Consider the following 18,438-nt stretch of genomic DNA (forward strand, 5'->3'; position numbering starts at 1 on the left):
GCCCGCCACCCCCGCGCCGCGCTCGCCGCGGCCGTTAGTAACTTATCGGCGTTTTATTTACTTTCAATAAACCGCTATAAAACCTCTAATATCGTCGTGTGCAAGCTTTGACCAACCCGTACACGCCGAACGCGGGCGCCGAACCACAAGCGGTGGTCGGCCGCGACGACCAGCTGGAGTCTTTCGACTTCCTCTTAGCGCGGATCGAGCGGGCGAAGACCGAGCAATCCATGATCATCACCGGATTGCGCGGGGTCGGCAAAACGGTGCTTCTCGGCCAGTTTCGCACCAAGGCCCTCGAGCGCGATTGGGTCGTGGTCGAGCTCGAAGTGAGCAAGAACGATGAGAGCCATTTCCGAGCCGCAATGGCGACGAAGCTACGCACCGCTCTTTTCGAGCTCTCACCGAAAGCGCGATGGACCGACCGCTTCACTCACGCAGCTTCGGTGCTGCGCTCCTTCACCATCAGCGTTGACGTTGGCGGAACCGTCTCCGCAGGCCTGGACGTCGATGCCGCCGAGGGTTTTGCCGATCACGGCAACCTCGCTCTCGACATGACGGATGTCTTCGTGGCGATCGGCGAGGCGGCGAAGGAGAGGGAACGCGGAGTGGTTCTCCTCTTCGACGAGGTTCAGTTCCTGAACAAGCAACAGCTGGAAGCTGTGATCGGGGCGCTGCACAAGATGGTGCAACGAAAGCTTCCTGTGACCCTGGTCGGTGCGGGCCTCCCCCAGATCGCGGAACTCGCCGGCGACGCCAAATCCTACGCGGAGCGGCTGTTCAAGTTTCCCTCCATCGGCAACCTCGACGACGGCGACGCCCGCGCCGCGCTGTCGAAGCCGGCTGCGGATGAGGGTATCGCTTACACTGACGACGCACTCGTCGAGTCTCTCGAGGTCACGGGCGGCTACCCCTACTTCTTGCAGGAACTCGGTTATGCCGTCTGGACCGTCGCGGAGGGGCCGATCATCACCCGCGATGACATCCACACGGCGGTCCCCGGCTACGAGGCGAAGCTCGACGAATCGTTCTTCAGAGTTCGCCTCGACCGGGCGACCGAGACCCAGCGCGCTTACTTGCGCGCGATGGCAGGCCTCGGGCCCGCGCCGCAGAAGGCGTCAGACGTGGCAGACGCGATGGGGCGCACCTCCCAGAACCTCGGTCCGACGCGGGCCGAACTGATCAACATGGGTCTGCTCTACACACCGGAGCACGGATACGCCGCATTCACGGTGCCCCACTTCGACAAGTTCCTCCTGCGAGCCATCCCGACCCTGTCGGTGCCGACACTGAAGCCTCGCAAACGCAAGGAGTGAGCGGCCGCATTCGCCGATCACACGTGCACGCCGCCGCCGTCGTCGTCGTGACTACCGCACAGCGCGATCGCCTCGGATGCCGCATGGGCGGGGGCTCGGATTCTCACGTGCCGAGAGATTGCAGGGAATGAGAGAGTTCGCGAAGGTACCGGCCGGGGGTGGTTCCGGTGGTGCGACGGAATTCGTGGGTGAGGTGTGCCTGGTCGACATAGCCGAGCTCGGCTGCGATGACGGCGATGTCGGCAGCGGGCTCTGAGAGGCGACGCACGACCTCCTGCATCCGGATGCGCCGGGCCGCGTCGTTCGGGCCGATGCCGATCGTGGCGCGGAGAGCGCGCTGCAGGGTGCGTTCGCTGGTGCCGAGTTCCGCGGCGACGGCCTCCCCCGAGCGGGTGCGGGGGCTGGCGGTCAAGGCGTCGAGGGCCGCGTTCGCGATCAGTTGCGCTCGACCGAGGGGACGTCGGTTCAGCATCCGCAGGACCGTCTCGTCGGCGCGAGCCGCGCGCTCGGCGACACCGGAGGCCGAGGCGATGGTCTGGAGAACGGCGTGAGCGCGCGCATCCGTGCCCGCTGTGATCGCGAGCTCCGATGCGACAGCGGTCAACCCGAGGTCGCTGAGCACCCGCAAGCCGGCCGGCCTCAGCCGGAGGGCGAAGACCGCCCCACGGCCCCTGATGTCGCGAGACCACGCACCCGGACGCACCACCGAGAGTACGAACGGGGCGGGGACATCGCCCTCCTCGATGCTCAGCGTGACGGCGGGGAAGTCGACGATCCGCTGCGTGACGACATCACCGGGCGGGAGATCCCAGCGCACCGCCCAATAGGTGTCGACGACGTCTCGAACCGCTTCCGCCGGTTTCACCCACTCGGCCTCGAACCGAGCGAGGTTCGAGGGCACGAGAACACCCGACCGTTCGTCGTGACGGATGCTCCGCGATGGCGATTTCATGATGTGGCGCAATTCTGCAAGACGCGCCGGGCCGATGTCGAGAGGATCACTGCATGACGACCAACTACATCGACACATTCATTGCCGTCGCCCCCGACTGCCGGGTGGTCGCCGCCGTGGCTCCGCCCGTCACGGCCAAGCCGACGGTCGCGGCACTGCAGTTCGAACTGCTCGCCGAGCATCCGTACGAGCTGACCTCGGATGAGCTGCTGTTCACCGTGCACGCCACCCGCGCCGGCATCGCCGACGCCGACCTCGCCTCGGAGCAAGACCGCTTCTTCGCGAAAGGACAGCCGTGCCTGCGCGCCTCGCCCCTGGGAAAGCGCTACGGCTGGGGCACCCACCACGACGAGCACGGGCGCGTCGCGATCTACGCGGTCGAAAGCGCCGACTACCAGCGACTCCTCGCCGACGACACCCTCACGCAGAAAGCCGCGATGCGCTCCTCCCGCGCCTGACCAGCGGCTCAATGACCCGACTCATGATGTCGCGTGATGCACGCTCATCGCAGGGCGTAGAACCAGCTGCCCTCGTGTGCCCTTCAGCTGGGTGGTCCCGCCAGAGTGAGCGACCAGGTCTGTTCGACGAGTTTCTGTCCGAACAGATGTGTCGGGGCTTCATGCTCGAGGGTGAAGCCGGCGCGTTCGTAGACGCGTCGGGCGGCGGTGAGGTTGTCCATGGTCCAGAGCGTGACCGTGCGGTACCCGGTCGAGTACGCGCACCGCAGCAATTCGTCGACGAGCGCCCCAGCGACCCCGACACCACGCGCCTGTGGGGCCACGAGCAAGACGCGGAGCTTGCCCGTGAGGTCATCGTCGCCTCGAACGAGCAGCACACAGCCCGCGCGGGCTCCGTCGAGCTCGGCGATGAAGAGGGTCCCTGCGGCGGCGTCGGTACCGACGATGCGCGCGACGAGCGCTTCGAAGTCGGCGCCCCAACCGAACTGCTCCGCGTACACCTCTCCATGAGTCTGCACGACCCAACCCAGATCGCCCGGCCGGTCGCCCCGTCGGATCGTCAGCCGGCGCTGCGTTCGATCGTCCACTGGCCCTCCCTCGAGCTACGGTACTGAAACGACTGTGTCAGTACGTTACAGTACCCAGGTGACCTCCGCATCCGTGACCCCCTCCCCCCGCAAGACGGAGCTGCTCGAAGCCGCATACCGGTACATCCTCGATCACGGCATCGCGGACATGTCTCTGCGTCCGCTGGCGCAGGCGATCGGGTCGAGCACCCGCGTGCTCCTGTTCCTCTTCGGGACGAAGGACGGCCTCGTGCGTGCGCTCCTCGCGCGAGCCCGGGAGGACGAGCTCGCAGGAATCCTTCATCTCGACGTCGGCGGCGGGCTGGGCGAGGCCGTGGAGGTTCTGTGGGCCTGGTTGTCGACTCCGGAGCACGCCCCGGTCTTGCGACTCTGGGTCGAGTCCTACGGCCGGTCGCTCCTCGACGCGGAGGGGCCCTGGTCGGGGTTCGCGCGCGAATCCGTCACCGACTGGCTCCGCATCCTCGAGCGCGCTCAGCCCGGCGTCGGGGCCGAAGCCGACGCTCAACGCACCCTTGCGCTCGCGGTGCTCCGCGGAGCGCTGCTCGACCTCGCGGCGACCTCGGACCGCGACCGCCTCGACCGGGCCGTCGCTGCCGCGGCGGCTCGATTCAGAGCCGATCAGGTGGCCTGAACGACGCCGAATCCGAGACATGACCTCGGCTCATCTCAGGGCGTAGAACCAGCTGCCCTCGTAGTCGCGGGTGACCGTCTCCTCCGATTGCACCACGACACGGAAACCTTCGACGTCACGCGATGGCAGGCCCGCACGTCGGAGAGCTCGAGACACGATGTCCTCGATGTCTGAGCGCGAGCGAAGCTCCTGCGCTTCAGCGTCATTCTCCACGACGAGCCAGACCGCTACAGGCAAAGGACCTGTCACGAAGCGAACTGAGCGAACGGCACTGTCGGCGAGCAGGTCGACGAGTAGCCGTTCCGCGGCGTCGTGCGCATCAGCCATGTGCTCATCCTCACATGCCGGATCAGCGCCGGCCGCTAGTCGTACTCGGCGCCAGCGACCTCAGCCTCCCTGGGTGAGGCCGGTGATGAGGTTGATGGCGACCGCGACGACGAAGGTGCCGAAGAAGTACGACAGCAGCGCGTGGCCCAGGGCGATGCGGCGGGAGGGGGTGGAGGACTCGGTGACGTTGCTCGCGCTGTACGCCATCCCGATCGCGAAGGCCGTGTACGCGAAGTCGCTGTAGGCCGGGTCTTCGTCTTGGTCGAAGTCGAAGCGGTGGTTGTCGTCGAGGTAGTACATGCGCGCGTACTTGAACGCGTAGACGGTGTTGATCAAGGCCCACGCCGCGACCACCCCGACGACGGCGAGGATGGCGGCCGCCGATCCGACGGCATCCTTCTGCTGGCTGCGGAGGAGCGCCAACACCACCGCCGACGCGACCACCCAGCCCAGAAGTGGCGACAGCTCGGGAACACCGAGAAGAGCCGCGACCACCGCGACCACCATGCCGGCCATCGCAGCAACACCGGCTTTCACTGACAGATGAGACACGGCGCATCCTCCTTCTCCGCGGCACGGACCCCGACGGGGCCCGTTTTCGCCGGGGTATCACGGAGGGATGATCCCTGGCGACCCCCTTGGGAGCGCGGCGCTTCAGTGCACGGAGAGCTCGATCAGGAGCACGGCGAGCCCGAGGGCGGCCACCACGGCCAGCACGACGATCTTCTGCCAGGCGGCGATGCGCAGTCGCAACACGGCGACCAGGGAGACGATGACGAGCGTCGCCACGAGCACGATGGCGATCAAGCGCAGCGCATCGGGGAGGGCGAGCCCGCCGAAGGCACTGAAGCCCAGGATGATCGTCGGCGCGATGATCACACGCATCGACCCGAGGCTGACGTAGAGCATGGAGCTGAGCTCCGACGGGGACGGCAGCGCCTGATCCCTCGTCATGGAGGCGATGACGTCGGCGATGAACACGGCGAGCAGGGTGCCGAGCACGGTCATCGCCAGCGTCGCCGCCGCGGTGCCCACAGTGAGGTGCTCCGCGTCGCGTTCGAACGCCACCGTCACCGCGAGCGCCGTGAACGTGATGTAGATGCGCTCCTTGAGAGCGTCGGCCCGCAAGCGGACTCTGCGCTCCGCCTCCCCCTCCGACACGCCTCCACTGTACCCGGGGAGGGAGGGCGAGGCGCCCGGGCTCGCGCGCGCCATTCGTCACCCGTCACTGAGCGCGAACCGTATCGCGTAGACCAGCTCGTCCGGTTCGACGGTCAGCCCGGCGTCGGCCCAGTACCGGGTGTAGCCCGCCCGGAGATGGTCGGCATCCCGATGGCCCTCTCCACACGCGCGCGCGAAATCGTCGTCGATCTCGGTGAACGGAACGAGGGCGATGTCGGTGATCACGATGTGCGTGACCAGTCGACCGTCGGAGTCGAGCACGGCGACCCGCTCGCCGACGGTCTCCGGTTCTTCGCCTTCGCTGATGTAGTCGTGCGGATGCCCGATCGTCGCGGTCTTCGTTCCCGCGACGATCAGGGCGTTCAGCTCCTCCCGAAACTCACCGGGCGTGCCGAACTCGATCGCGCGCAAGCCTTCATACCGTGGGAACACCTGAGCCTCCTGTCACCGAGCGCTCGCGCGGGAGCGCAGCAGGGTGAACGACCCGTCGCGGACGATGAGGGTGCTGACGGGCGCGCTCACCTCCTGGCCGGGGTCGCTCGACAGCGCGAGCTCCCACTCACCGCCCGGCGCGGCGGGAACGACGAACTCCACGCCGTTCTCGGCCGCGTTGAGGAGCAGCGCGAACGAGTCAGCAGACGGATGCTCGAACACGAACACGATCGACCGGGCGTCGGGGTTGTCCCAGTCGTCGTCGGCGAACTCCTCGCCGTCGGAACGGAGGAGTCGCACGGTGTCCTGCGCGCCGTCGGCGCCCGGCGCCTGCCGGAACCAGGCGGGGTGCAGGGCGACGTTGTCGCGGCGCAGCGCGATGAGGTCGCGGGTGAAGGCGAGCAGCTGCTCGTCGACCGCCGACCAGTCGAACCACGACGTCTCGTCGTCGTGGCAGTAGGCGTTGTTGTTGCCGCCCTGGGTACGGCCGAGCTCGTCGCCGCCGAGCAGCATCGGCACACCGGCGGAGAGCAGCAGCGTGGCGAGCAGGTTGCGGCGTTTGCGGTCGCGCCGCTCGTTCACGGCCGGGTCGTCGGTCGGGCCCTCCGCTCCGCCGTTCGACGACTTGTTGTTGCTCTCGCCGTCGTTGCCGTCCTCACCGTTCGAGGCGTTGTGCTTCTCGTTGTACGCAGTGAGGTCGTGCAGAGTGAATCCGTCGTGGGCGGTGATGAAGTTCACGCTCGACAGGGGTGAGCGCCGGTCGGCCTCGTAGACGTCGGGTGAGCCGAGCACGCGCTGGGCCAGGGTGCCGAGCACCGCATCCGTGCCGTTCCAGAAGTCGCGCACGTCGTCACGGAACTTGCCGTTCCACTCCGACCAGTCGGCAGGGAAGCCGCCCACCTGATACCCCGCGGTGTCCCATGGTTCGGCGATCATCTTCACCGGGGCCAGCACCGGGTCTTGCTGAATGAGCGTGAGGAAGGCGCTGTGCAGCTCGGCGTCGCCGCCCTGCCGGGTGAGGGTGGTGGCGAGGTCGAAGCGGAATCCGTCGACATGCATCTCGGTGACCCAGTAGCGCAGGCTGTCCATGATGAGGCCGAGGGCGGCCGGATGCCCGACATTGAGGCTGTTGCCCGTGCCCGTGGTGTCGAAGTAGTGCTCCTCGTCGCCCTCCACCAGCCGGTAGTAGGCGGCATTGTCGATGCCCTTGAAACTCAAGCTCGGCCCGAGGTCGTTGCCCTCGGCGGTGTGGTTGTAGACGACGTCGAGGATGACCTCGAGTCCGGCCTCGTGCAGCGCCTTCACCATCTGCTTGAACTCGCGCACCTGACCACCGCCCTGACCGGCCGCTTCGCTCGCGTACTCGTTGTGCGGCGCGAAGAAGCCGATGGAGTTGTAGCCCCAGTAGTTGCGCAGGCCCTTCTCGGCCAGGTGGCTGTCTTGCACGAACTGGTGCACCGGCAGCAGCTCCACAGCGGTCACCCCGAGGTCGGTGAAGTGCTTGATGGCAGCCGGATGCGCGAGACCGGCATAGGTGCCGCGGATCTCTTGCGGCACCTCCGGGTGCAGCTGCGTGAACCCCTTGACGTGCGTCTCGTACACGACGGTCTCGCTGAGGAGCCGGCGAGGCGAACGGTCGTCACCCCAGTCGAAGTCGTCGTCGACGATGACACACCGGGGGCTGAACGGTGCCGAATCGGTGTCGTTCAGGGTCTGCGGGTCGTTCAGGTCGTGGGCGAAGAACGCCTGGTTGTCGGCCTCCCACTGCCACTCGCCCTCGACGGCGGTGGCGTGCGGGTCGAGCAGCAGCTTCTGCACGTTGTGCCGGAGCCCCTCCCCCGGGTTCCATGGGCCGTCGACACGGATGCCGTAACGGCTGCCCGGTTCTGCCCCGTCAACGAAGCCGTGGAAGACGTGTCCCGTGCGCTCGGTGAGCTGCACGCGGGTCTCCGACCCGTCATCGCCGAACAGGCAGACGAACACCGCGTTTGCGGTCTCGGAGTAGAGGGCGAAGTTGTGTCGGCCGTCGATGGTCGAGAAGCCGAGGGGATACGGGAGGGAGAGGGTCATGACCACGCTTTCGGGACGGGCGCGCAGCGTCGAGGTGACTGCTACGCGAAGGAGGCCGTCTCATCACACAACGAAAGCCGGCCGCCCGCACCGGCCCGACGACTCCCGATGTCAGTTGCGCCCCGCTACTCGCTGCAGGTCGACGGCCGCGCGTCGGGCACGATGGCGGCGAAGGTGGTGACGTTCAGCGGCACCCCGGGGCAGGCGGCCCGCACCGCGCGCAACATGCGTCCGACCGGCCCCGCAGCGAGGGACTCACGACCGTCGTCGTCGAACGCGTGCAGGTGCAGGAGGGTCGCTCTCGCGGCCACCGCCGAGGCGGCGTCGGCCGCGATCTCCTCCGCGGTGCGAGGCGCGGCCGGGTGGGTGCTGTCGCCGCTGAGAGCGGCCTGCAGGTGGGGCATGCGGAGACTCCGGGTCGTGCGGGCGAGAAACACTCGCGACCCTACGCTCGCGCGAAGCCACCCGGCACCGACTTTTCATGCGAGGCGAGTAGGGTCGCCCGCGCCACCCTCTCCCCGTGGGTGGCGTCAGGAAAGCCGACCCGACCCGCATGCCCGAACGCACTCTCCTCGCCCCCGACCCGACCGCCACCGCCGCGGCTGCCGGGAGTTCGCTGCTGCCGTCGTTGACGGGGCTGCGGTGGGTGACGGCGATGCTCATCTTCGGCGATCACGTCATGGCCGTGCAGTACTTCGCGGGGCATTCGGCCGAGCTCTGGGCCGGGGTCTTCGCGCCGGGCAACGCTGGCGTGACCATGTTCTTCGTGCTGTCGGGCTTCGTGCTGGCGTGGTCGCACAGGCCGGGCCAACGGCCCGGTGACTTCTGGATGCGCCGGGTCGCGCGCGTCTACCCGACCCACCTCGTGGGGGTGGCACTGGCCGTCGTGGTCGGCGCGACCCTCGTGCCCGTCATCGCCGCCACCGCCGTCGCGCCGTTCGTCGCCGACGTGGTCCTGGTCAGCGCGTGGAATCCCGCCTGGTGGCAGGCGGGCAACCCGGTCAGCTGGTCGCTCGTCTGCGAAGCGTTCTTCTACCTCTGCTTCCCGCTGATCATCCGGGTCGTCGCCCGCTTCAGCACGACAGCGCTGGTCGTCACGGTGGGCCTGTGCTCCGCTCTGACGGCCGTCGCGCCGTGGATCGCCGGCACCGCGCCCGACCTGCTGGACTCGTACTCCACGCCCTTGCTGCGGCTTCCCGAGTTCGTCGTCGGCATCTGCGCCGCACTGCTCGTGCGCGGCGGTACCTGGCGCCCGCCCCGCCCCCTGACGGCCGTGGGATTCGCCGTCGCCGGCTATCTCGCATCTGCTGCTCCCGCCCTCCCGTCGACGCAGGTGTCCCCCGGCGCCGCGTTCGCGGTGCTCGCGTTCACCCTCCTCATCGCGTCGCTGGCCGACGCCGACCGGCGCGGACTGCAGACCGGTCTCACCACACCCCTCTGGCAGGCGCTCGGGCGCGCATCCTTCGCCTTCTACGTCGTCCATCTGCTCGTCATCGGGTCGCTGGCTGCGCCCTGGCCCGACGGGCATCCACTGCTCCCCTGGCCGCAGGGCGCCGCCCTCGCCGCGCTCGCCCTCGCGGTGTCCATCGCCCTCGCGATGCTCATCCACCGCGGCGTCGAGCTGCCGATGCAGCGCGCCCTCCTGCACAGCTACAACGCACGCGCACGCCGCCGGGCACGCGGCGCGGGAGCGTCAGCGGGCGAGCGTGTGGCGGGGTGACTCGCCGAAGCGCTGTCGGTAGGCGACCGAGAAGCGCCCGAGGTGGGTGAACCCCCAGCCCGCGGCGATCGCCCCCACGGTCACCTGGTCGGGTGAACTGGCCAGGAGGTCGTCGTGAGCCCGCTCGAGCCGCACCTGCCGTAGGTACGTGGTGGGGGTGACCGCGAGATGGCGCTGGAAGGCCTGCTGGAGTCCGCGGGGTGACAGCCCGGCGGCCTCGGCGGCGTCGGCCGGTGTCACGGGGCGGTCGGCGTGGGCCTGCAGGAACTCCATCGCCGCGCGGAGCCTCGCGCTCCGCGGGGCCAGCACCTCGGGAGGGAGCCGATCCCGATCGTGAGGGAACGCGGCGAGCATCGCGAGCACGGTGCGGCGCGAGATCTCGGCCATCTGGAGCGCGGTCGGGGAGCCGCCGAGCACGAGAGCCGCACCCTCGTCGACGACGCGACGCCAGGCGAGCAGGTCGTCGGCCGAGGGCGTGGTCGCGAAGTGGAAGCGCACGGGCCCCTTCATCGGGCCCTCGACCTCGGCGGCGATGCCCTCGAGGTAGGCGCCGTCGAAGGCCAGGATGCTCTGCCGGAAGTCGACGGTCTCGAACTCGAACGGCGCGCCCGACGGGAACAGCCACGGGGTGCCGCTGCCCCAGGTGGCCTCCTGGCCGTGGGTCGCGACGGTGGCGCCGCCGGAGTGCAGCCAGGTCACGAAGTAGTCGGGGCTCGCCTCGAGCCGGCCGCGCACGTGGCCACCCATCGCCGACGACCGGAACGACATCTCCGTCGTGCCCGCGATGGCGTGACGGTAGGAGAACTCCTTGCCGGTCTTCTCGATGCGGAAGTCGGCGCCGTGGTACCCGCTCTCGTAGAGCTGCTTGGCCGCATCCACGTCGCTGCCGCCGAGGCTGAACCTCTGCAGCACCTCGTCACTCATGAAGGAATCATGGCAGACGGTGGCTGGGCGAACCCCGTTTCTTCGGCTACGCCGCGTCGACCGGATGCCCGGCAGACCGCCACGCCGAGGTTCCGCCCGCGACGTCGATGGCGTCGATGCCCGCGGCGGCGAGCGCCTCGGTCGCGCGTGCGCTGCGCCCACCCGACTGGCAGATCACGTGCACGGGCACGTCGGCGGGAATCTCGCCGAACCGCTCCGCGAGCTGCGACAACGGGATGTTCGTGGCCCCGGGAACGTGCCCTCCCGCGAACTCATCGGGTTCCCGCACGTCGATGACGTGCGCATCCTCAAGGGCGGCCAGTTGCTCCACGGTGATCTGCTCCATGCTCCCCAGTCTCACTCGCCCCGCCCCGCACCACCACCCGCGCCTCCACTGCCGTCGGGCAGCGGTCACCCGTGCGACGGGAGGGGGAGAGGGGCGAGGGTGAGGGATGCGGTGGTGGGGCCGGTGCGCACGGTCACCATCATTTCGGGGAACAGGCGCTTGCGGGCGAGGGAGACGCGGCCGCGGTAGACGCCGGGCTCATCCCCGGCGGGGCGGAGGATGTGGCCGTCGGCCCAGACCTGCGCGGCGGCGGGGGCCTCGGCGGCGAGCCGCACCTCGACGTTCCAGGAGCGCCCCTCGGCGACGACGAAGACCGAATCGGGGGTCGCATCCGTCACCCCCGCATCGATGCCGTCGGCGGCCCGCTCGCCCGCGACCTCGATCTGGTTCGAGGGCAGTGTCGGCGTGAGGAACGCCGGCTGCCGCCGCTTCGTCGCCCGCTCGTAGGCCGAAGCGTGGTCGAGGAGCGTGTCGTCGCTGTAGGCGGGCCCCGCGAAGGTGAGCCCGACGGGCATCTGGATGTCGCCCATGAACCCCATCGGCACGGTGACGGTCGGGATGCCGAGGTGCCTGATCACCCGGTTGCCGTTCGAGTAGACGACCCCGTTGCGCGAGGCGTCCTCCAGGCTCTCGGGCCGTTCGAACAGGTCGACCCGCCCGACGTCGCCGGCTGCTGGGAAGACGACGAGATCGAGGCCCTGCTCCCGCATCCACTCCTCGAAGTCGATGCGGCGCGCCTCCTCCAGGCCGCGCAACAGATGGTCGAGGCCCGGCACCTCGTCGTAACTGCCGGGCAGCCCCTGCTTCACGAGCTCGGCGAGCCGCTGCCAGTCGAAGCCGCCGCGTGCCCGCGTGATCCACACCGGCACCGGCGCATCCTCGACCGGGAACACGGTGTCGCCGTCGACATCAGCCCACGAGTCGAGCCGCGGGTCGGCGTTGTCGCGCAGGAACCCGTCGAGGGCCATCGCCGTCACCGGCCCGCCCTCGAGCGCCCGCCAGGTCGGCGGCACGAGCCCGCGCTCGGCGAGACCCTGGGCACCGGGCCTGTCCTCCTCGTAGTTCGACACGACCGGGAAGTCGACCTCGACCATCTCGGCGCCGAGCGCCCGCAGGTCGTCGGCGGCGCGATCCCACAGCGCCCGCACCGAGGGGCGGATGGCGGGCGGCACGAGCGGCACGTCGTCTTCCCCGATGTAGAGGCGGGGCACGCCGATGCGCAGCCCGTCGAGCCGATCGGGGCGGGGGCGGGCGAGCGGATGCGGCAGCACCGATTCGGGAGAAGGGAGCGCCACGGCCGTCTGCTGCCGCCAGAAGTCGCCCGAGCGATCGGGGTCGTCGACCGCGAGCACGTCGAGCACGTGCAGCAGGTCGTCGACGGTTCTGGTGTGCGGCACCACCACGTCGCAACTCGGCCGCAGCGGCCAGTTGCCGCGGATCGACAGCACCCCGCGCGACGGCGTGTACGCCACGAGACTGTTGTTCGAGGCGGGGGCCCGCCCCGACGACACCGTCTCCTCCGCCATCCCGAAGGCGCACAGGCTCGCGGCGGTCGCCGTGCCGGAACCGTTCGACGACCCCGACCCGTACGCCGCCGTCAGGAACTGCGGGTGGTACGGGCTCCTGGCGTAGTCGTAGACCCCGGGCTGCATGCCTCCCGCAGCCATCGGTGGCATGTTCGTCTTGCCCAGCAGCACGGCGCCCGCCGCACGCAATTGCGCGACCGTCGCCGCATCCTCCGTCGCCACCAGCTCCGCCAGGGCGGGGCTTCCCGACGCCACGGTGAGGCCCTTCACCTTGTAGCTGTCTTTGACCGTGAACGGAACTCCTTCGAGCGGGCCGGCCCGGCCCGCCCTGCGCCGCGCATCCGATGCCGCCGCCTGCTCGAGGCAGCTCGGGTCGAGCACCGCGATCGCGTGCAGGCACAGGCCCGTGCGGTCGTAGTAGGCGATGCGGTTGAGGTAGGCGGTGACGAGCTCCACACTCGTCACCTCCCCCGCTTCGAGAGCACGGAGCATCTCGGCGATGCCCAGCTCGACGACGTCGACGGTGCGGGAGGAGTCAGCGCTGCTCATGCACTTACTATCGCTCAGATCGGCCCGCTCGCGCTCACGGCGTGATGGTCACCAGCTGCGCCGTCGCGTCCCAGTTCACGGTGTACCCGAGTGCCTGGTTGAAATACGTCGCGGCGATGTAGAAGCGGCCGCCCACCCACTGGCAGGGTGCATCAAGGTGGATGACGGTCGCTCCGGCATGGGCGGTGCTGCTGCCGACCTGCGCGATGAGGGTCTTGCCCGAGTGCACCGCGACGAACCACTGCACGTCGGGCCGCCACTCGGGCCGCCCGCCGGTGGCCTCCACCACCCACGCAGCCGGCACCATCGGCGTGCCGTTGGGGGCGATGACCGGCACCGCGATACGCGAGAACGTGCCGCCGACCAGGAGCGCCGGGGTGCCGAGCGGCACCTTCACCACGCCGATCTCGTCGATCGTGAAGTCGCCGGGGGTCGACATCATGTCGAGACGGATCTGCCGGATGGTGCCGACCCACTTCGGGTTCCCCCACGCCGCGATGTAGCCCACCCCGAACTCGTCGTTGAAGGAGTCGACGATCACCTGCGCACCCTTGTCCTGGCTCCAGGTGGAGTCGGCCTCGGTGATGAAGTAGAAGTACTCCGGGGGCGTGTCGCTCTTCATCCGCACCCTGACCCAGGGCGCCCGGTTGGCGTCGATGCCGAGATGGTCGGGCGACACCAGTCCGGGGTCGGTGCCGGTCGAGGTGGCGGTGAGGAAGCCTCCCTGCACCTGGATGTTCGTCACCATGTTGTTCTCGCTGTTGGTCCACCCCTCCACGTCGCCGTCGGTGGTGAAGGTCCACCGCGTCCAGTAGTCGTCGGGCTTCGCCGGGTTCGGCAGCTCCCGGAGCGGCTGGGTGCGACCGGGCGGGTAGAGCAGTCCCGCCCGTTCCACCTGCGTGGTCGTCGGCGTGACGTTGGTGCCGGGCGCGGCCGCTCCGAAGACGTTCGCGATCGCATTCACATACCCGAAGCCGGCGAGGGCGCTCGGGAACACGAAGTGGCCCTCGCCGAACTCGTTCCAGTTGTCGACGAGCACCATCTCGCGGCCGAGGCTCGTGCTCGGCAGCGCCGGCATGAAGTCGTCGCGCACCCAGGTGGCGTTGGCCTCGAAGTCGGAGACGCTCGCCCAGGCTCCGGGAGTGAGGTTCCACGGCTGCTGGTCCTGCCCCATCGAGATGGTGGGCACGACGTCGACCACGGCGTTGCCGCGCCAGGTGAGCAGGTTCTGCCGGTAGGCGTCGGTGAACGAGGCGATGGGCCCGACGCTGTACTTGTACTGCGCGTCGACACCGATGCTCGGTGCGTTCGCGTCGACCTGGGGGGCGATGATGATCAGGCCGTCGAACCCGGCGTCCACGACCGCCGACCGGAGGAACGCGACCTCCGCCTGCGCGGCCGCCGCACTGCCGAAGGTCGTGATGAGCTTCGGGATGGAGTAGATCGAGAACACCGGCTTGTTGTCGATGACGAGATAGCCGGGGTCGCGGAAGTAGTTCTCGATCCAGTACGGCACCATCACCGTGCGCCAATCGCTGCTGTTGGTGGCGCCGCTGCTGATGTTCTCGTACATGATGGCGAACTTCACCATCGACCGGTACTGCGCGTTGAACAGCCCCTGATGGATGTGGTGGCCGAGGTCGGGCACCTTGCTGCCCGACCCCGTCGAGCGGGCGGAACCAGCAGGCCAGCTCGAACGAGATGCCGTTCTCGACCATCCACTTGATGCCCCAGTCGGTGACCTCGGGGTCTCCCTCGTCGTACCAGCCGAGCAGCGGCTTGCGGCTCGGGTAGGGGCTCAGCGCATCCCAGCCCTGGTGGTGGCCCTCGCGCCACCCGGCGAAGGTCTGCACGCCGACGAGGTAGTCGGAGGCGAGGGGCACGGGCGTGGGCACGTAGTCGCTCGGCAGCGGCGCGGTGAGCGAGAGCCGGATGTCGTCGAGGTACACCTTCCCCGACGCGCCCGCGCCGACCCCGAAGGTGAGGGTGTCGATGCCTGTGGCGGCCGGGATGGCGACTCCGGATGCCGCGGGCTTGCCGTTCACCCAGATGCTGGCGAGGTTGCCCGTGGTGTCGGTCGTCACGCGCACGTGGTACCAGAGGTTGGGCTTGCAGTCGTAGCAGACGACGGGTGTTCCGCCCGCATCCGTGTAGGTGATGCTGCCGCCCGAGGCTCCGATCTGCAGCCCCGCGGTCGCGCCCGCCGACAGCACGGCGGTGACGTTCTGGGCGCCCAGGGGGGCGAGGAAGCGGAACTCGAGGGTGAGGTCGTCGTTCTGGGCGGCGAAGCTGCGCCGGAAGGTCGCGGCCTCGGTGGCGGCCGTCGTGTTCACCAGGAGGCTGTAGCAGTCGGCGTAGCTCGACCCGTGCAGTTCGGCCACAGAGAAGACAGCGCCGGCCCCCGCGGTCGTCCAGTCGGCGGGAAGGCCCGACGGCACGGTGACGAACGACTCGTTCACGAGGTAGCCGCGGTGGATGCGCACGGTGTCGATGTAGAAGTTGCCGACGAACGCCTCGCTCGTCTGCATCGTGAAGAGGTCGAGCACCGTGGCGGGCTGGGCGAAGGGGATGGCGTCGGCAGCGAGCGCGCCGTTGACGAAGACGGAGAACTGGGATGCGCCGAGGTCGATGACCACGCGCACACCCATCGGGGTGCCGACAGCGGTGGCCGCCAGGTTCTGGGTACCCGAGGGTGTCTGCAGGCCGAGCTGCCCGGAGTTCGCGGTGAGCACCACGGCGTTCGCTCCGGTGGTTCCGATCGTCCAGCTCACCCCGTTCAGTGCGGTGATGGGCTCGAAGCGGAAGTCGACGGTGAGCACGCCCGCCGTGTGGGGGGTGAAGCGGCGCTGCATGACGACCGGCAGACCGCCGGTGTCGGTCACCTTCGCCCAGCGCCCGTAGGCGAAGGTGAAGCTGCCACCCGCCTGACGCACGTCCCACCCCGACGGCACGATGAGCTTGGGATCGGTGACGGCGTTGGGCATGTGGAAGTCCTCTTCCACGAGGTAACGCGCGGTGCCGGTCGACGCCGACACACCGGTCGTCGCGAAGGCCGGCAGGGGGAACGCCGACGCGGGGGCCGGTTTCTCGGCCAGGGCGAGGCCGCTCGCGGCCGCCGCCGCGGCAGCGATGCCGAGGAACGAACGGCGACTGACGCCCTTCGGTGGCACCGGGGGCATCAACCACTCGCCCTCGAGTTCGGACTCGGCACCTGGATCGACTGCATCGCGCACAAGGACTCCCTTATCCCCTAGTTCGGCATGCTGAACTTTAATACGTCAGCGTGGACTTCGAGCACGAATGTACGGGAGGCGACGCGCCGATGGCAAGGGTCGATCGCGAAATCGCCGACGAAGGTCGGCGTGAACCCGCAGCGCAGCTGCCGCTACGGGCGGATGGTCGCCTCGAGCTCGGAGACCGTGTCGCGGAGCTGGCCGAGGATGTCGAGCGGCCAGTGGTCGCCGGTGCGCGACGTGGGCATGGTGAGCGACATCGCCGTCTGCGTGTGCGCGTCGGACAAGAACGGAAGCGGCACGGCGACGCACCGGCAGCCGCTCATGTACTCCTCGTCGTCGAGCGCGAAGCCCTCCTCGCGCACGCGGTCGAGCACCGCGAGGAGCTCGTCGACGTCGGAGACGGTGCGGTCGGTCAAGTGCTCGAGAGGCGCGGCGGCGCGCAGGCGACGCTCGGCCTCGGCCGGCGGAAGCAGCCCGAGCAGCGTCTTGCCGATACCCGTGGCGTGCGCCGGCAGCTGCGTGCCCACGGAGGAGGCGAGCCGCATCGTGCGGGCAGCCTGACTGATGGCGATGTAGACGTTGTTGACGCCGTCGAGCTGCGCCAACTGAACCGTCTCCCCCACCGAGGCGGCGAGCTTGTCCATGAACGGGCGCACGATGCCGAGCAGGTCGGTGTGACCGCGGAAGTTCTGGCCGATCTGCCAGGCGCGGAGCCCCAGCGAGTACTGGCGGGTGCGCGGGTCGTGGGCCACCCAGCCCGAGGCCGTGAGGGTCTGCAAGAGCCCGTGCGCGCTGGACCTCGGGATGGAGAGCTCGGCGAGGATCTCGCCGAAGCTCACACTCTCGTGCTCGCTCACGAACTCGATGAGGCCGAGGGCCCGCTCGGCGGACTTGACGCTGGTGCTCTTGTCGTCAGTCGCCATGATCTGCCTCTCCGTCGCGCAGCCGGGGGCGCCGGAGTTTTCACGCCCCGAGCAGCATCCCGTCTATAGGATCAGGATACAGGTAACTGAACTTTTCCTGCCGGTCCCCCGCCTTGAGTTCACGAGTGTGAACCGGGATTCCTTGACATGAACCTTTGCGTCTGATTTACTGACGATCGGTCGACCGGATGCAGCCCTCGCACGGGCCCGCGGTCGAGCATTTGCGCGCTGACATCGACGGTCTCCCGACCTCGACGGTCGGCACCCGACTCGACGCGGAGGCGACATGGCGATACAGACACCCGACCGGGTGGTGCCTGACACGGCGGCGATGCTCGCCGACACGAGCGCACCGAGACAGCCTCGTCGCCGGCGTTCGATCAGCTGGGGCGCCTACCTCGGTCTCGCCCCGCTGGCGATCATGCTCGGGGTGTTCTGCTACTACCCCGCCGCGAGCGGCATCTTCCACTCCTTCTTCACGTGGAACCCGGGCGGGGAGTCGACCTTCACGGGGTTCGAGAACTACGCCACGATGATGAGCGACCAGCTCTGGTGGGAGTCGTTCAAGAACCTCGGCATCATCTTCGTCTTCGGTGTCGTCTCGTGGGTGATCCCCCTCGCGGCGGCGGAGCTGCTCATCTCGCTCCGCAGCGAACGCGCGCAGTTCGTCTACCGCACCCTCCTCATCGTGCCGATGGCCTTCCCCGGTGTCGTCACCGCGCTCATCTGGTCGTTCCTCTACCAGCCCAACGACGGCGTCATCAACACCTTCCTCTCCTCGATCGGGCTCGAGTCGCTCACGCAGAACTGGCTGGGTGACCCGCACCTCGCGCTGCTGTCGCTGCTGTTCATCGGGTTCCCCTTCATCGCGGGCCTGCCGTTCCTCATGTTCTACTCGACCCTGCAGAACATCCCGAAGGAGATCTTCGAAGCCTGCTCGCTCGACGGCGTGAACCGCCTGCAGCGGCTCTTCCTCATCGACCTGCCGCTGATGGGCCGCCAGGTGCAACTGCTGCTCGTGCTCGTGGTCATCGAGACCCTGCAGTACGGGTTCGTCGCGTACATCCTCACCAGCGGCGGCCCCGACAACGCCACCACGGTGCCCGTGCTGCACATGCTCAGCGAGGCCTTCAACGGCGGCAACTGGGGCTACGCCGCAGCGCTGTCGACGACGCTCTTCGTGCTCACGATCGTCTTCAGCACGATCGTCGCCCTCGCGAAGCGCCGCGACTCCACGACCAATGTGAAAGGGATGTGAC

Annotated in this window: 20 protein-coding genes; 7 read left to right on the forward strand and 13 right to left on the reverse strand. The window is 68.8% G+C overall.

The window, feature by feature from the left end:
* Positions 1–98: 98 nt before the first annotated feature.
* Positions 99–1,316, forward strand: coding sequence for an ATP-binding protein (locus HL652_RS16665; RefSeq protein ID WP_171706344.1), 1,218 nt, complete (start codon positions 99–101; stop codon positions 1,314–1,316).
* A gap of 103 nt (positions 1,317–1,419) precedes the next feature.
* Here the strand turns inward: HL652_RS16665 and HL652_RS16670 are convergent, their stop codons facing one another.
* Positions 1,420–2,268, reverse strand: coding sequence for a helix-turn-helix transcriptional regulator (locus HL652_RS16670; protein WP_171706345.1), 849 nt, complete (start codon positions 2,266–2,268; stop codon positions 1,420–1,422).
* 53 nt (positions 2,269–2,321) lie between these two features.
* Between HL652_RS16670 and HL652_RS16675 the strand changes: the two genes are divergently transcribed.
* Positions 2,322–2,726: a DUF6157 family protein gene (locus HL652_RS16675; RefSeq protein WP_171706346.1), complete on the forward strand. Its 405-nt coding sequence runs from the start codon at positions 2,322–2,324 to the stop codon at positions 2,724–2,726.
* Positions 2,727–2,809: 83 nt separating this feature from the next.
* Here the strand turns inward: HL652_RS16675 and HL652_RS16680 are convergent, their stop codons facing one another.
* Positions 2,810–3,244, reverse strand: coding sequence for a GNAT family N-acetyltransferase (locus HL652_RS16680; protein WP_253743400.1), 435 nt, complete (start codon positions 3,242–3,244; stop codon positions 2,810–2,812).
* A gap of 127 nt (positions 3,245–3,371) precedes the next feature.
* Between HL652_RS16680 and HL652_RS16685 the strand changes: the two genes are divergently transcribed.
* Complete coding sequence (locus HL652_RS16685) at positions 3,372–3,944, forward strand: TetR/AcrR family transcriptional regulator (protein WP_171706348.1); 573 nt, start codon at positions 3,372–3,374, stop codon at positions 3,942–3,944.
* A gap of 30 nt (positions 3,945–3,974) precedes the next feature.
* On the opposite strand, the gene HL652_RS16690 is transcribed toward HL652_RS16685, so the two are convergent.
* The 6 genes from HL652_RS16690 to HL652_RS16715 all read right to left on the reverse strand — a co-directional run bounded on the left by HL652_RS16690 (position 3,975) and on the right by HL652_RS16715 (position 8,359).
* Complete coding sequence (locus HL652_RS16690) at positions 3,975–4,271, reverse strand: hypothetical protein (RefSeq protein WP_171706349.1); 297 nt, start codon at positions 4,269–4,271, stop codon at positions 3,975–3,977.
* A 60-nt stretch (positions 4,272–4,331) separates the two neighbouring features.
* A complete protein-coding gene (locus tag HL652_RS16695; protein ID WP_253743402.1) occupies positions 4,332–4,823 on the reverse strand; it encodes a DUF1345 domain-containing protein in 492 nt (163 codons plus the stop codon).
* Between the two features lie 102 nt (positions 4,824–4,925).
* Positions 4,926–5,432 (reverse strand): hypothetical protein, encoded by a 507-nt coding sequence (locus tag HL652_RS16700; protein WP_171706350.1) that lies wholly within the window; start codon positions 5,430–5,432, stop codon positions 4,926–4,928.
* 57 nt (positions 5,433–5,489) lie between these two features.
* A complete protein-coding gene (locus HL652_RS16705; RefSeq protein WP_171706351.1) occupies positions 5,490–5,885 on the reverse strand; it encodes an ASCH domain-containing protein in 396 nt (131 codons plus the stop codon).
* Positions 5,886–5,897: 12 nt separating this feature from the next.
* A complete protein-coding gene (gene glgX / locus HL652_RS16710) occupies positions 5,898–7,955 on the reverse strand; it encodes a glycogen debranching protein GlgX (RefSeq protein ID WP_171706352.1) in 2,058 nt (685 codons plus the stop codon).
* A gap of 125 nt (positions 7,956–8,080) precedes the next feature.
* Positions 8,081–8,359 carry a 3-keto-5-aminohexanoate cleavage protein gene (locus tag HL652_RS16715; RefSeq protein ID WP_171706353.1) on the reverse strand — a complete coding sequence of 93 codons (279 nt, stop codon included), beginning with the start codon at positions 8,357–8,359 and terminating at the stop codon, positions 8,081–8,083.
* 149 nt (positions 8,360–8,508) lie between these two features.
* Between HL652_RS16715 and HL652_RS16720 the strand changes: the two genes are divergently transcribed.
* Positions 8,509–9,675, forward strand: a complete 1,167-nt coding sequence (locus tag HL652_RS16720) for an acyltransferase family protein (protein ID WP_171706354.1) — start codon at positions 8,509–8,511, stop codon at positions 9,673–9,675.
* Here the strand turns inward: HL652_RS16720 and HL652_RS16725 are convergent.
* From HL652_RS16725 to HL652_RS16740, 4 genes are all read right to left on the reverse strand, one after another.
* Positions 9,649–10,599 carry an AraC family transcriptional regulator gene (locus HL652_RS16725; protein WP_171706355.1) on the reverse strand — a complete coding sequence of 317 codons (951 nt, stop codon included), beginning with the start codon at positions 10,597–10,599 and terminating at the stop codon, positions 9,649–9,651. The two genes, HL652_RS16720 and HL652_RS16725, sit on opposite strands and share 27 nt — an antisense overlap.
* Before the next feature lie 46 nt (positions 10,600–10,645).
* On the reverse strand, positions 10,646–10,945 hold the full coding sequence (locus tag HL652_RS16730) for a rhodanese-like domain-containing protein (protein ID WP_171706356.1): 300 nt from the start codon (positions 10,943–10,945) through the stop codon (positions 10,646–10,648).
* A gap of 65 nt (positions 10,946–11,010) precedes the next feature.
* The gene (locus HL652_RS16735) at positions 11,011–13,020 is read right to left on the reverse strand and encodes an amidase (RefSeq protein ID WP_171706357.1); all 2,010 of its coding nucleotides are present in this window, start codon (positions 13,018–13,020) and stop codon (positions 11,011–11,013) included.
* A gap of 34 nt (positions 13,021–13,054) precedes the next feature.
* On the reverse strand, positions 13,055–14,668 hold the full coding sequence (locus HL652_RS16740; RefSeq protein WP_171706358.1) for a stalk domain-containing protein: 1,614 nt from the start codon (positions 14,666–14,668) through the stop codon (positions 13,055–13,057).
* A 284-nt stretch (positions 14,669–14,952) separates the two neighbouring features.
* On the opposite strand from HL652_RS16740, the gene HL652_RS16745 reads away from it, so the two are divergent.
* Together HL652_RS16745 and HL652_RS16750 are read left to right on the forward strand one after the other, a co-directional pair.
* Positions 14,953–15,141 carry a hypothetical protein gene (locus HL652_RS16745; protein WP_171706359.1) on the forward strand — a complete coding sequence of 63 codons (189 nt, stop codon included), beginning with the start codon at positions 14,953–14,955 and terminating at the stop codon, positions 15,139–15,141.
* A 408-nt stretch (positions 15,142–15,549) separates the two neighbouring features.
* Positions 15,550–15,921 carry a hypothetical protein gene (locus HL652_RS16750; RefSeq protein WP_171706360.1) on the forward strand — a complete coding sequence of 124 codons (372 nt, stop codon included), beginning with the start codon at positions 15,550–15,552 and terminating at the stop codon, positions 15,919–15,921.
* Positions 15,922–16,405: 484 nt separating this feature from the next.
* On the opposite strand, the gene HL652_RS16755 is transcribed toward HL652_RS16750, so the two are convergent.
* On the reverse strand, positions 16,406–17,179 hold the full coding sequence (locus HL652_RS16755) for an IclR family transcriptional regulator (protein WP_171706361.1): 774 nt from the start codon (positions 17,177–17,179) through the stop codon (positions 16,406–16,408).
* Between the two features lie 286 nt (positions 17,180–17,465).
* Between HL652_RS16755 and HL652_RS16760 the strand changes: the two genes are divergently transcribed.
* The gene (locus tag HL652_RS16760) at positions 17,466–18,437 is read left to right on the forward strand and encodes a carbohydrate ABC transporter permease (RefSeq protein ID WP_216603925.1); all 972 of its coding nucleotides are present in this window, start codon (positions 17,466–17,468) and stop codon (positions 18,435–18,437) included.
* Position 18,438: the final 1 nt, after the last annotated feature.

Source organism: Herbiconiux sp. SALV-R1, from assembly GCF_013113715.1.
In the GTDB taxonomy this organism is placed as follows: domain Bacteria; phylum Actinomycetota; class Actinomycetes; order Actinomycetales; family Microbacteriaceae; genus Herbiconiux.

Coding starts and splice junctions, on each gene's coding strand:
- HL652_RS16670 (WP_171706345.1), bottom strand. CDS start 2,268: ATGAAATCGCCATCGCGGAGCATCCGTCACGACGAACGGTCGGGTGTT.
- HL652_RS16675 (WP_171706346.1), top strand. CDS start 2,322: ATGACGACCAACTACATCGACACATTCATTGCCGTCGCCCCCGACTGC.
- HL652_RS16690 (WP_171706349.1), bottom strand. CDS start 4,271: ATGGCTGATGCGCACGACGCCGCGGAACGGCTACTCGTCGACCTGCTC.
- glgX (WP_171706352.1), bottom strand. CDS start 7,955: ATGACCCTCTCCCTCCCGTATCCCCTCGGCTTCTCGACCATCGACGGC.
- HL652_RS16715 (WP_171706353.1), bottom strand. CDS start 8,359: ATGCCCCACCTGCAGGCCGCTCTCAGCGGCGACAGCACCCACCCGGCC.
- HL652_RS16720 (WP_171706354.1), top strand. CDS start 8,509: ATGCCCGAACGCACTCTCCTCGCCCCCGACCCGACCGCCACCGCCGCG.
- HL652_RS16725 (WP_171706355.1), bottom strand. CDS start 10,599: ATGAGTGACGAGGTGCTGCAGAGGTTCAGCCTCGGCGGCAGCGACGTG.
- HL652_RS16730 (WP_171706356.1), bottom strand. CDS start 10,945: ATGGAGCAGATCACCGTGGAGCAACTGGCCGCCCTTGAGGATGCGCAC.
- HL652_RS16735 (WP_171706357.1), bottom strand. CDS start 13,020: ATGAGCAGCGCTGACTCCTCCCGCACCGTCGACGTCGTCGAGCTGGGC.
- HL652_RS16745 (WP_171706359.1), top strand. CDS start 14,953: ATGTCGTCGAGGTACACCTTCCCCGACGCGCCCGCGCCGACCCCGAAG.
- HL652_RS16755 (WP_171706361.1), bottom strand. CDS start 17,179: ATGGCGACTGACGACAAGAGCACCAGCGTCAAGTCCGCCGAGCGGGCC.
- HL652_RS16760 (WP_216603925.1), top strand. CDS start 17,466: ATGGCGATACAGACACCCGACCGGGTGGTGCCTGACACGGCGGCGATG.